Consider the following 12,973-nt stretch of genomic DNA (forward strand, 5'->3'; position numbering starts at 1 on the left):
CTGCGTGGACGAAGTTGCCTCGCGCGGGCCACCGCGCACGGCGGCCCGTCAGGCCGTAGGCCGGGCGGCCGACCTGAGGACCCGTCGGCGCGCAGGGCACGGTCTGTCTTTCGGCGGAGGGGCGCCGGTCCCGGGTCCGTCCAGCGGCGTACACCTGGCGGACGATCCGGGCGAGGTGGGATTCCTCATCCGGGAGGACGGGCCGGTCGCGGACCGTACCTAGGGTGGTGAGCATGGCAGAACTCGGAGAACTCGTCCGGCGGACCGCCGACCGGCTGGCGGAGCAGCAGGTCGGCGCGGTCGTGGTCGGCATCGCGGACGGCGCTGCGGAGATCCGCGGCGCCGGGCGGGCCGGCGGCGCGGTGACCAGCCCGCCCGGCCCGGACACGCTCTTCGAGATCGGCTCGGTCACCAAGGTCTTCACCGCCCTCGTCCTGGCCCGGACGGTCCTCGCCGGCGACGCCGCCCTCGACGAGCCGCTCGCCGACCTGCTGCCCGGCAGTACCGTGCCCGAGCGCGACGGCCGCCGGATCACCCTCCAACAGCTGGCCACCCACACCTCCGGCCTGCCCCGACTGCCGAGGGGCATGCTGCTCACCGCCCTGCTCACCCTGCGCAGCGCCGATCCGTACGTCGGCTGCACCGCCGACCGGCTGCTCGCCGGGCTCGCCCGGACGCGGCTGCGCTCGGTGCCGGGCCAGACCTACCACTACTCCAACCTCGGCGCCGGGCTGCTCGGCCTCGCCCTCGCCCGGCGCGCCGGCACCGACTACGCGACGCTCGTCCGCCGCGAGGTCTGCCGGCCGCTCGGGCTCGCCGACACCGCGGTCGTGCCGGCACCGGAGGCCGCCGGGCGGCTCGCCGGCGGCCACAGCGCGCGCCGCCGGCCCGTCGCCCCGTGGCACCTCGCCGATCTGGCCGGCGCCGGCGGCCTGCGCTCCACCGGCCGCGACCTCGCCGCCTTCCTGCGCGCCCACCTCGGCGAGGCACCCGCGGGCCCGGCCGAGGCGATCGCCCTCACCCGGCAGGTCGAGCACCGCACCAGCCCGTTCTCCTGGATGCACCTCGGCTGGTCGGCGCACCGGCTGCACCCCGAGCACGGCGGCCACCTGCAGGTCTGGCACAACGGCCGCACCGGGGGCTTCGCCTCGTACACCGGATTCGACCCGGAGACCGGCACGGCCGTGGCCGTCCTCGGCAACACCGACCGCTCCGTGGACGCCCCCGGCGCAGCCCTGCTGCGCACCCTTCAGGACGGCGCTGCCGGGCGGGGGCGCCGTGGTCAGTAGCGGTCCGTCCTGACGGATCGCCAGGTGCCGCCCTGCACCGTGTAGACGGTGAGCTGCCGGTTCTTCGTGTCGCCGTACGTGTCGAAGGAGACCGGCCCGGTCATGCCGTCGAAGGAGACCCCGGCCATGGCGCTCGCCACCGCGGCCCGGGTGTCGGACGGCAGGGTGCCGCCGTTCGCGGACACCGCGGCCTTGACCGCCTCGATCAGCGCCCACGCGGCGTCGTAGGCGTAGGCGCCGTACTGTCCGGCCTCCTCGGCGTAGCCGGCGGCGCCGTAGTCGGTCAGGAAGGCGTTCCCGCCGCTGAGCTCGGTCGTCGGGGCGCCGACGGAGGTGGCCAGGTCGCCCTCGGCCCGGTCGTTCAGCCGGGTGTACTCGGTGTCGAAGATGCCGTCGCCGCCCACCAGCGGCACCGTCGCACCGCCCTCCTTGAGCTGCCGGGAGAGCGGCGCCGCGTCCGGGTACTCGCCGCCGTAGTAGACCGCCTCGGCGCCACTGGCGCGGACGGCCGCCGCCAGGGCGGCGTGGTCGTGGTCGCCCGGGGCGACGTGCTGCGTGCCGACGACCGTGCCGCCGAGGGCCGCGACCTCGCCGGTGAACCCGTCGGCGAGGCCGGCGCCGTAGGTCTTCCCGTCGTCGATCACGAAGAACTTCGTCTTCTTCGCGACCTCGACGAGGTACCGGGCGGCGAACGGACCCTGCAGGGCGTCCGTGGTGGTGGTGCGGTAGTAGACGCGGTACTGGCGCGCCTTGGCGCCCTTCTGCCAGTCGCTGCCCAGGGTGAGCACGGGGTTGGTGTTGGCCGGCGAGACGTCCACCAGGCCGGCCGCCGCGAAGCCGGGCAGCATCGACTGCGCGACGCCCGAGTTCAGCGGACCGACCACGCCGACCACCCGGCGGTCGGCGACGAACGTGTCGGCGTTCTGCCGGCCGACCTGCGGCTGGGCCTGGTCGTCCAGCGCCTTCACCTCGAAGGTGACGCCCGGCACGGACTTCCGCCGGTTCGCCGTCTTCACGGCGAGGTCGGTGGCGTTCCTGATGCCGGCACCGAAGCTCGCCAGGCCGCCGGTGAGCGGGGCGTCCACGCCGATCACCACGGTGGTGGTGGCCCCGACGCCCGAAGTGCGTCCGTCGGCGCTGTTGCCGCCGCTGCCGTGGCCGGTGGTCTCGACCGTCCAGGCGAGGACGCCGCCCGCGGCCAGGGTCGCCAGCGCCCCCGCCAGCACGGTCGCCCTGCGACCCACCGGCCGCCGCACCGGCCGATCGGCCGTCAACTCCTCGTACCGGCGGGTCTCCGGTGCCTCGGCAGGCATCCCGTCGGCGGGTGTCGGGTCGGCCGGCGTCCGGTCGGTCGGCTGCGGGCGCTCGGCGGCCGGGGGAGTGGCGTAGGGGTTGTCCGGCACCGGGCGGCCCTGCGGCAGGTGCGCGGGCACCGCCGGGGGCGTGGTCGGCGGTGCCGGGACGGGGACGGCGGGCCCGGACTCCTCGGCGGGAGCGTCTGCGGATTCCGCCTCGAACGCCTCCTGCGACGGGGGCGGCACCCGGCGGTCCGCCCTGTCGGGAACCCGGTCCGGTGCGGAATCGAGCGCGGTCGGCGTGTGCGGTACCGGCACGGGTACTGGCACCGGCACCGGCACGGGCGGCGCCGGATCGGGGGCGGGCCCGGCCGGCGCCGCGGGGTCGCCGCCCCGGAGTACCGCCGCCAGCAGCTCCTCGGCCTGCGCGACGGTCGCCCGGCCCGCCGGGTCCTTGGTGAGCAGCGCCTCCAGCACCGGGGCGAGCGGACCGGCCAGGACGGGCGGCCGGTGCGGCTGCGCGAAGATGGCGATCGCCAGCGCGTGCAGGCCCTCGGCGTCGAACGGTGTCCGGCCCTCCACCGCGTGGTACAGCGTGGCGCCGAGCGCCCACAGGTCGTTGGCGGCGGTCGGCCGCTTGCCCTCCAACTGCTCCGGCGGCATGTAGTGCGGGGTGCCGATGACGGTGCCGCTGTGGCTCAGCCTGGTGCCGGCGTCCGCGAGGTGCGCGATGCCGAAGTCGGTGAGGACCACCCGGTCCTTCGTCAGCAGCACGTTGTCCGGCTTGATGTCGCGGTGGACGATGCCGGCGCCGTGCGCCTCGGCGAGGGCGCCGAGCATGGTCGCGCCGATCTCGGCGACCCGGCGCACCGGCAGCGGCCCCAGCTCGCGGATCTCGGCGGCGAGCGACCGGCCGCGGACGAACTCCATCACGATGACGGGTGAGCCGTTGTGCTCGACCACGTCGTGGACGGTGATGATGCTGGGGTGGTTGAGGATCACCGCGGCCCGCGCCTCGGCGGTGAAACGGCGCAGCAGCACGGCGCGTTCGTCGTCCTCCAGCCCGGGCGGGAAGAGGATCTCCTTGACGGCGATCTCCCGGCCGAACAGGTGCCGGTCCGTCCCGCGCCAGACGCGGCCCATGCCGCCCTGCCCGATCCGTTCGACCAGCTCGTAGCGGCCGGCGATGAGTTCCGCGTCGTCCTGGGTCACGGCGGACACTCTAGGGGGCTCGGTGCCCGTCCCGGGAAGCGATCGCACGCCCTGTGATCGAACTGCGCCCGGGCGTACACGGACCGCCCGTGAACCCGCTGCCGCCCTGGTCAGGCCGGGTGTCGGCCCAACCGGGGCGGCAGCACGTCGTGGTGGCGGGGCCGCCGTCGCACCGACCCCGCGAGACCGTGCGGACCGGGCCGCTCCCGCTGAGCTCGCCCACTGCCCGCAGGCCGTCGGGGCGGCCGCCCCGACGATGCCTCTTCGACGAACGAGCGCCGGCGGAAGCGCCGTAGCGGCACGATCGAGGACCCGGTGCAGGAGCACTTGCACGCCCCGGGGCCCTGCAGGCCCGGTGCACGAGCAGCCCGACGGGTCGGACGACCGGCGTCGTCCGGACTCCCCTGAGCTGGGGGAATTGCGCGGAGGAGATCAAATGTCGTCACTGCCGCTGCCCTGCTTGGGCTAACCAGGCGGCGTGGAGTCGCTGCGCGGCCGAGCATGTCCAGTGGGTCGTCGACGGACCGCCTTCAAATGGACCGGCCGATTTCGCGGCTGAGGTGCCGGGCGACTCAACGGGGCGCGTCGAGCCATCGCTTCGCGCCGATCCGGTACTCGAATGCACCGGAAAACCTTCGATCTCCAGGGAGTCTCCATGCCTGTGCCCGATCTGAAAGAACTGCGGAATCTGATCAAGGGCTCGCACGCCAATTGGACCGTGTCCGAGAACAACATCACATCCCTCGACGACGAAGCCCGGAGCCAGCTGCTCGGTGTGGTGATCGACCGGCAGGCCCTGGCGGAGATCGCCGCGCGGCCACGTGCTGCCACGGTGATCGCGGGTGTTCCCGCTGCCTTCGACTGGCGCAATGTGGGCGGCCGGAACCACGTCTCCCCGGTGAAGGACCAGCTCAACTGCGGTTCGTGTGTGTCCTTCTGCGTATGTGCAACCACCGAGTCGATGGTATCCATCGCGGCAGGCGAAATGGTCGATCTGAGCGAGGCCGACCTTCATTTCTGTTCCTCGCACGGTTCCAGCTGCGGGGGCTGGTGGCCCTCGGACGCCATCGGTGAGGCGCAGCGTCGCGGCATCACGACAGAAGCGCTCTTCCCTTACGTCAGTGCGTTCGACAATGCAGGCAACCCGAGTTGCCGGGTGGATCCCCACCGTGACCAGCAGCTGTACCGGCCCAGCGGGCTCTCGACGCTGACGACCATGGCGGAGCGGAAGCAGTGGCTGGCGTCCCGTGGGCCTGTGTGCGGGGTTTTCCACGTGTACGACGACTTCTTCCCTCTCCACGGCGAAGTCTACCGGCACCTGACGGGCGGCCATGCCGGCTACCACTGCGTGGAGATCGTGGGATATTCGGACGCCGATCGTTGTTGGATCGCGAAGAACTCGTGGGGCCAGAACTGGGGGGACAACGGGTTCTTCCGGATCGGATACGGCGAGTGCGGCATCGATGAAACAAGCACCGACCGCGACCCGGACGGCTCGCTCAATCAATTCCCGATGTTCGGAATCGAGGGAGTCCTGGTTCCGGGAGGATGGAAGGGATTCGAGCTGGCGGGTGCCGGGTCGGCCTCGCTGACCGGTGGTATTTCGGCGGTGTCGCGCATTCCGGGCAGCATGGAGCTGTGGTGGGTCGGCGGGAACGGTGGTATTTCGGCGGTGTCGCGCATTCCGGGCAGCATGGAGCTGTGGTGGGTCGGGGCGAACGGTTCGGTGCAGGCCGCGTACTGGTACGAGGGCGGCCAGTGGCAGCGCTACGAGCTGGCTCCCGAGGGGAGCGCTTCGCTCACCGGTGGTATTTCGGCGGTGTCCCGGATCCCCAACAGCATGGAGCTGTGGTGGACCGGTGCGAACGGTTCGGTGCAGGCCGCGTACTGGTACGAGGGCGGCCAGTGGCAGCGCTACGAGCTGGCGGGTGCCGGGTCGGCCTCGCCGGCCGGTGGTATTTCGGCGGTGTCCCGGATCCCCAACAGCATGGAGCTGTGGTGGACCGGTGCGAACGGTTCGGTGCAGGCCGCGTACTGGTACGAGAGGGGAGCGCCTCGCTCACCGGCGGTGTCTCGGCGGTGTCGCGCATTCCGGGCAGCATGGAGCTGTGGTGGGTCGGCGGGAACGGTTCGGTGCAGGCCGCGTACTGGTACGACGGGGGCCAGTGGCAGCGTTACGAGCTGGCGGGTGCCGGGTCGGCCTCGCTGACCGGTGGTATTTCGGCGGTGTCGCGCATTCCGGGCAGCATGGAGCTGTGGTGGGTCGGCGGGAACGGGCATCCCCAACAGCATGGAGCTGTGGTGGACCGGCATCAACGGCACCGTCAGGGACAACTTCTGGTATCAGTGAACCGGCCTGGTGACCGGGTGTTCCACGGCTGTTGGATTCCGGTCCTGAGGCCTTGAAAAGAGTGAGGGCCTACCGGCCCGGTATGGATCGCGACATCCGTACCGGTGAGCGGTGGGCCCTCATGCCTGACCGCGACGCAACGCTGACCGAGTGCCACGCAGAAGGCCCGGCCTTTTCGCCGGCCGCGGCCCCGGTCCGGCGGATCCGGCGAGGTTCCCCTTTCGAAGTGCCCACGCAAGCATGCGTCGCAGTGCCGGATGTAGGCTTCCCTAAAGGACTGCGGTCCAGGAGCCATTCGGTGCAGGGAACGCCGTGTTCTCGGATGGCGCGACATCAGAGGTCCGGGGCGCCTGAAGTGACAGCGCAACAGCATGGTCACCTCGCGATGTCACTCAGTGATCGACCGGCCTCATGATGCGGAAACACGGCGAACCTCCCGGACGGAGGCGGGGTGCATGAGGCCTCGGATGGAGGCGGAAGATGACCCGCGAAGGTCCGACCTCTGAAGTGACTGCGCTCGACGGATCGGTCGACATCGTATTCCCGGAATCTCCGACGACCGGGTATCGCTGGGAGCTCGAGGGCGAGAACGATCGCGCCCGCGTGACCGGTTCGATCTTCGAAGAAATCCGCTCCTCCGAGCGGCTGGTAGGCGGTGCAGGAATGCGAATATTCCGCCTCGACCTGTCCGGTACGGAACCCCTCCGGCTCAGTTTCGGACTCCGACGCCAGTGGGATCCCGAACCGATCGAACGGCGAGCCGTCCTCGTCGTGTTCGCCTCCTGAATCCGGCGGCCGCCCACCGTGCCGGTCCGTGGCGCGGGCCGGCCGGCTGCGCCCGCCCCCGTTGATCTCCAGGTGGCAGCGACAGGAGCCCCGTGCCACGGCGTTCCGAGCCGGACGGGCGTCTCGGGGGGAACGGGCCGGTCGGTCAGCCGGGACCGGAACCGGGAGCGGTGTCCGGGGGGTCGGGGACCGTCTCCGGGCGGTCGGTGGCGGCGAGCAGGGCGTGGACGGCGGTGGCCATGGTGCGGCGGGCGGCGTCCACGTCGAGGCCGGCGCTGCGCCAGTGGTGCCAGGTGCTCCAGGTGGTCACGGCGTCCAGGGCGTTGAGCAGGTCCGTGCGGCGGGCCTCGGGCAGCCGGTCCAGCTCCGCGGCGAAGACCTCGGAGATCCTGGTCCGGCCGTAGTCCAGCATCATCCGCACCGCCTGCTGGACGCGCTCGGACGGGTTCTCCAGCCGCAGCATCGCCAGCCGGGTCGGGGTGAGCCACTCCAGGATCCGGCCGCGCTGCTCGGCGAGCGCGGCGACCCGGACGTCCCGCGGGCCGTCGGTGGGCAACGGCTTGATCTGGGCGAGCAGTTGGTCGATCCGCCGGGTGACGGCGGTGTCGGTCAGCTGCGCCATGTCCGCGAAGTGGTGGAACACCAGGCGCCGTGACACACCGGCCCGTTCGGCCACCCGTTCGGCGGGGAACTGCACCAGGCCCTCGTCGAGCAGCGAGAGCACCGCGTCGGCGATCTTCTCGCGGGTCAGCCGCCCGCGCTCGGTGCGGCCGTCCGCGGGGCCGTCGGCGCGGGTGTCCGCGGTCGGTCCGGTGCGGTCGTCCGCGGGCTGTGCGGGGCCGGGGTTGCGCGGCATGCCGGGGCCTCCTTCGGTCACGTTGACATTATTGCACCGCCAGTGCAACGTACTGATTGCACGGAGAGTGCAATGAGTTCGGCGGGGGGCCCGGTGCCACCCGTCCCCGTACGGAAGGCCGGTGTGCCGATGTTCACCGCCGTGGGGCGCTGGTGCGCCCGCAGACCGAAACGCGTGGTCGCCGCCTGGCTGCTGCTCCTGGCCGCGGCCCTCGCCGCCGTCGGCGCGCTGGGCAGCGTCACCACCGAGGCGGTGTCCATCCCCGGCAGCGACAGCCAGGCCGCCCGTGACCTCGGCGACACGGCCTTCACCGGCTCGGCCTCCGGCCGCCAGCCGCTCGTCCTGCACACCGCCGCCGACGGACCGCTGCTGACCTCGCCCGCGAGCACCGAGGCCGTGAAGCAGGCGGCCGCCGCGATCGCCCGGGTCGACCACGTCGTGGCCGTCACCACCCCGTACGACCCGGCCGGCGCCAAGGCGATCTCCGCCGACGGCCGTACCGGCTACCTCTCGGTCGAACTCGACGTCACCGGCCGCGAGATCACCCCCGGGATCACCGACCGGATCACCGCGGCCGCCGCGCCCGCCACCGCGGCCGGCATCGAGGTCACCCCCGGCGGCTTCCTCGCCGCGGCCGTCGACAAGGGCTCCACCGGCCACAGCGAGGCGATCGGCCTCGCCGCCGCCTTCGTCGTCCTCGCCCTCACCTTCAGCGGCCTGGTCGCGGCCGGCCTCCCGCTGCTCGCCGGCGGTCTCGGCCTCGGCATCTCGCTCTCGGTGCTCGGGCTGGTCGGCCACCTGGTCGACATGCCCTCCTCCGGCGAGACCATCGCCGCGATGATCGGCCTCGGCGTCGGCATCGACTACACGCTCTTCGGACTCACCCGCTTCCGCGAGCTCCTCGCCGCCGGGGTCGACCGCGTGGAGGCCGCCGTCCGCACCACGGCGGGATCCGGCAAGGCGGTCGCCTTCGCGGGCAGCGCCGTCGTGGCCGCACTCGCCGGCCTCGCCCTCGGCGGCATCCCGCTGCTGTACGCCCTGGCGCTCGCCCCCGGCATCGCCGTCCTGGTCGCCGTCGGCATCAACCTGACCCTGCTGCCCGCCGTCCTCGTCCTGCTCGGTCCCCGGCTCGCCGCGCGGCCCCGGCTCGCCGCGCGGCCCCGGCGCGCCGCGAAGGCGGAACAGGCCGGCCCGCGCGGCTGGGGACGGACAGCCGAGGTCGTCGCGGCCCGCCCCTGGCGCTGCCTGGTGGCCGCGACCCTCCTGGTCGGCGCCCTCGCGCTGCCCGCCGCCCAGCTCGCCTTCGGCCAGCTCGACGCGGGCTCGAACGCCACCGGCTCCGCGAGCCGCACCGCCTACGACCGGCTCGCCGCCGCCTTCGGCCCGGGCATCAACGGCGCCCTCCAGGTCACCGACACCCTCACCACCCCGGCCGAGGGCGTCGCCGACGACCGCATCGCCGCCGTGACCAAGGCCCTGCAGGGCACCCCGGGCGTGGCCGCCGCCGGGCAGCCGCAGCTCTCCACCGACCGGCGCTCCGTCCGCTGGCAGGTCACTCCGTCCACCGCGCCCTCCGACCCGGCCACCGCCCACCTCGTCGACCGGCTGCGCAGCGGGACCCTGCCCGCCGTCGCCGGTCCGGGCGACACCCTCCACGTCGGCGGCACGCCCGCCGCCCAGGCCGACCTCAACGACCGGCTGGCCCACCGGATGCCGCTGGTCGTCGGCTTCGTCCTCGCCATCGCCGGGGTCCTGCTGCTGCTCGCCTTCCGCGCCCCGGTCGTCGCCGTGAAGGCCGCCGTGATGAACCTGGTCTCCGTCGGCGCCGCCTACGGCGTGCTCACCGCCGTCTTCCAGCAGGGCCACGGCGCCGGACTGCTCGGCCTCGACGGCCCGGTGGCGATCCCCGGCTACGTGCCGCTGCTGATGTTCGCGGTGCTGTTCGGACTCTCCATGGACTACGAGGTCTTCCTGCTGACCGCCGTCCGTACCGCCTACCTCAGGCACCGCGACAACCGCCGCGCCGTCGTCGAGGGTCTCGGCGGCACCGGACGGATCATCAGCTCGGCCGCACTGATCATGGTCAGCGTCTTCCTGAGCTACCTGCTCTCGGACGACCCCGTGGTGAAGATGTTCGGCATCGGCCTGGCCACGGCCGTCGCCCTGGACGCCACGGTGGTGCGCGGCATCCTGGTGCCCTCCACGATGGTGCTGCTCGGCCGCGGCAACTGGTGGCTCCCGCGCCGCCTGGACGCGCTGCTGCCGCACATCGACATCGAGGGCGACGGTACGGAGGAACCCGCGGCAGCGGACGCGGGACCGACCGTACGCGCCGAACGGCCCGCCGACGCGGGGCCGGATTACCAGGACCGGTCGGACTCCCAGGACCGGCCGGTCGCGGCCGCGGAGGACGCCGTGCCCACTGCGGCGGGTGCACCGTGACGCCCCCGGCGGCGGTCGGGCGCCGCACCCCGGCACCGGCGCGGCGCCCGCGGCAGGCGGGCACGCGGGGCCTGATCCGTCCGCGGTGGGTGGCCCTCGCCGCCCTGGCGGGCCTCGCCGCCGCGGCCCTCGGCACCGACCGGGTCGCCGCCGGCGCCGCCGAGGACCGGCTCGCCCACCGGGTCGCCGCCCGGCAGCCAGCGGTGGTCGGCACGCCGGAGGTGACCGTCGAGGGCTTTCCCTTCCTGCTGGAGGCGGCCCGCGGAACCTTTCCCGCGGTGTCCGTCCGGGCCGACGCCCATGCCACCGGCGGTCTCCCGGTGACGGCCCGGGTCGACCTGCGGGACGTCTCGGAACGGTCCGGCCACTACACCGCGGCCGGGGCCGATGCACGGTTCACCGTCCCGTTCGACGCGCTGGCCTCGTCCCTCGGCCCGGGCTCCGAGGTGACCGCCGACCACGGCCGGCTTCACCTCGCCCGCAGCGTGCTCGGCCTGCCGCTGGACGTCACCGCCGACGTCGGGCTCAGCGGGCACACGGTGACCGTCCGGCCGGTCACCGCGACCCTGGCGGGCCGCCCGCTCGACCCGGCGGACACCCGCTTCGCCGCGGTCTTCCAGCAGCGCGACCGCACCCTGCCCCAGCTGCCGATCGGCCTGGCCGCGAGCAGCGTCTCGGTGGACGCAGACGGTCTCACCGTCCACGCCCGCGCGGACCGCACCACCCTCACCTGAACCGCCACCGGACGGACCCTTCGCCGGACGGACCTTTCGCCGGACGGACCTTTCGCCGGACGGACCCGCCGACCCCGGCCCGGTCCGTCCGGCGGCGGCCGGGTACGTCCGGTGGCGACACGTCCGGTGGCGGCCGGGTGTCCGGTTCGGCACCCGTCTCCCGACGCGGCCGCGTTCCGCGCGGGCCCGAGGGGTAGGGGCCTGGCAGCATGCCCTCCAGGCCCCTGCTCGCCGTCGCCGAAGGAGAACCGCCTCCGATGACCCCGCCGACACAGCCGACCCCGCCGACAGGTCCGACGCAGCCGGATGCGCCGCACCGGCCCGCTCCCGAGCCGCCCGGCCGCCGCACCCCGGCCTGGCTCGCCGACGCCGTGATCTACCAGATCTACCCGCAGACCTTCGCCGACTCCGACGGTGACGGCATCGGCGACTTCCCCGGCGTGCTGAGCCGCCTCGACCACCTGGCGCAGCTCGGCGTCGACGTGGTCTGGTTCAGCCCCTGCTTCACCTCGCCCTTCGGCGACGCCGGCTACGACGTCGCCGACTACCTCACCGTCGCCCCGCGCTACGGCACCAACGACGACCTCGTCCGCCTGGTCGCCGAGGCCCGGCGCCGCGGAATCCGCGTCATGCTCGACCTGGTGGCCGGTCACACCTCGCACCGGCACCCCTGGTTCACCGCCTCGGCCGCCGACCCCGACGACGACCGCTACATCTGGTCCGACCGGATCGGCACCCCCGTCTCGCACTGGATCCCCGCCCCCGGCGCCCGCGACGGCTACTACCTCGCCAACTTCTATCCCGTGCAGCCCGCCCTCAACTTCGGCTACGCCCGGCCCCACCCCGACGAGCCCTGGCGGCAGGGCGTGGACGCCCCCGGCCCGCAGGCCAACCGGGCCGCCCTGCGCGAGATCATGGCGTACTGGTTCGACCGCGGCATCTCCGGCTTCCGCGTCGACATGGCCTTCTCCCTGGTCAAGGACGACCCCGGGCTCGCCGAGACCGGCAAACTCTGGACCGAGATGCGCGAGTGGATCGACTCCAACCACCCCGACTGCGCGCTCATCGCCGAGTGGGGCGACCCGGCCGTCTCCGTGCCCGCCGGCTTCCACGCCGACTTCTTCCTGCACTTCGTCGGTGACGCGCTCCGCTCGCTCTGGGGCAATGCCCAGGGCAGCCACCGCGCCGACTGGGGCACCGCCCCGTGCTTCTTCGCCCCGGAGGGCGGCGGCAGCATGGAACCCTTCCTCGCCGCCTGGCAGGCCGCGTCCGCCGCCGTCGCTGGCACCGGCCACGTCGCCCTGCCCACCGCCAACCACGACTTCTCCCGGCTCGCCTGCGGCACCCGCACCCGCGACATGACCGCCCCCGCCTTCGCCTTCCAGCTCACCTGGCCCACGCTGCCGACCATCTACTACGGCGACGAGATCGGCATGCGGTACGTGCCCGGCACCCCCGACAAGGAGGGCGCGCAGCTCGGCGACGGCCAGGTCCGCCAGGGCTCCCGCACCCCCATGCAGTGGGACGACGGCCCCAACGCCGGCTTCTCCACCGCCCCCGCCGACCGCCTCTACCTGCCGGTCGACCCGGCCGAGGACCGCCCCACCGTCGCCGCGGCCCTGGCCGACCCGGGCTCCCTGTTCCACCGCGTCCGGCGCCTGGTCGCGCTGCGCCGCGCCCACCCCGCCCTGGGCACCGGCGCCGGAGTCGAAGTCCTGCACAGCGGCTATCCGTTCGTCTACCTCCGCGGCGGCACCCACCTGGTGGTGGTCAACCCGCGGCGCGATCCCGCCGAGGCCGACCTCGCACCCGGCACCGCCCCGGCCGGCGCCCACCCCCTGGAGGTCGACCGGGTCACCCTCGACGGCTCCCGGATCCGCGCCGAGGGCTTCTCCTACGGCGTCTTCGACCTCCGCACCTGACACCGCCGGGGAGCGGGGGCACCCTCCCGGCCGCATCGCGGTGAGGACCGCGTGGTCCGGGAGGGGCAGCCCCGGCGCGACCGAGCG

General features: G+C 73.7%; 8 protein-coding genes. 6 read left to right on the forward strand and 2 right to left on the reverse strand.

The genetic code is table 11. The annotated features are described in order from the left end of the window. The first annotated feature begins 233 nt into the window (after positions 1-233). Positions 234-1,289 (forward strand): serine hydrolase domain-containing protein, encoded by a 1,056-nt coding sequence (locus tag IE98_RS0138410; RefSeq protein WP_052391510.1) that lies wholly within the window; start codon positions 234-236, stop codon positions 1,287-1,289. On the opposite strand, the gene IE98_RS52415 is transcribed toward IE98_RS0138410, so the two are convergent. Next, positions 1,283-3,796: a bifunctional serine/threonine-protein kinase/ABC transporter substrate-binding protein gene (locus IE98_RS52415; RefSeq protein ID WP_159401187.1), complete on the reverse strand. Its 2,514-nt coding sequence runs from the start codon at positions 3,794-3,796 to the stop codon at positions 1,283-1,285. The two genes, IE98_RS0138410 and IE98_RS52415, sit on opposite strands and share 7 nt — an antisense overlap. Positions 3,797-4,451: 655 nt before the next feature. Between IE98_RS52415 and IE98_RS51565 the strand changes: the two genes are divergently transcribed. Continuing rightward, complete coding sequence (locus IE98_RS51565) at positions 4,452-6,005, forward strand: C1 family peptidase (RefSeq protein ID WP_234443850.1); 1,554 nt, start codon at positions 4,452-4,454, stop codon at positions 6,003-6,005. A gap of 621 nt (positions 6,006-6,626) precedes the next feature. Next, positions 6,627-6,932: a protease inhibitor I42 family protein gene (locus tag IE98_RS0138430; RefSeq protein ID WP_078661643.1), complete on the forward strand. Its 306-nt coding sequence runs from the start codon at positions 6,627-6,629 to the stop codon at positions 6,930-6,932. A gap of 145 nt (positions 6,933-7,077) precedes the next feature. Here IE98_RS0138430 and IE98_RS0138435 read toward each other — a convergent pair whose 3' ends face one another. Next, positions 7,078-7,788, reverse strand: a complete 711-nt coding sequence (locus tag IE98_RS0138435; protein ID WP_106976829.1) for a TetR/AcrR family transcriptional regulator — start codon at positions 7,786-7,788, stop codon at positions 7,078-7,080. Positions 7,789-7,860: 72 nt separating this feature from the next. Here IE98_RS0138435 and IE98_RS0138440 point away from each other — a divergent pair, with 72 nt between their 5' ends. The 3 genes from IE98_RS0138440 (at position 7,861) to IE98_RS0138450 (ending at position 12,886) form a co-directional block, all read left to right on the forward strand. Further along, positions 7,861-10,230, forward strand: coding sequence for an MMPL family transporter (locus tag IE98_RS0138440; RefSeq protein ID WP_234443851.1), 2,370 nt, complete (start codon positions 7,861-7,863; stop codon positions 10,228-10,230). An 89-nt stretch (positions 10,231-10,319) separates the two neighbouring features. Further along, positions 10,320-10,964 (forward strand): DUF2993 domain-containing protein, encoded by a 645-nt coding sequence (locus IE98_RS0138445; protein ID WP_030276965.1) that lies wholly within the window; start codon positions 10,320-10,322, stop codon positions 10,962-10,964. A gap of 257 nt (positions 10,965-11,221) precedes the next feature. Next, positions 11,222-12,886, forward strand: coding sequence for an alpha-amylase family glycosyl hydrolase (locus IE98_RS0138450; RefSeq protein ID WP_078661644.1), 1,665 nt, complete (start codon positions 11,222-11,224; stop codon positions 12,884-12,886). The last annotated feature ends 87 nt before the right edge of the window (positions 12,887-12,973 follow it).

Origin of the sequence: Streptomyces sp. NRRL B-24484 (assembly GCF_000717715.1) — a bacterium.
Classification (GTDB): domain Bacteria; phylum Actinomycetota; class Actinomycetes; order Streptomycetales; family Streptomycetaceae; genus Kitasatospora.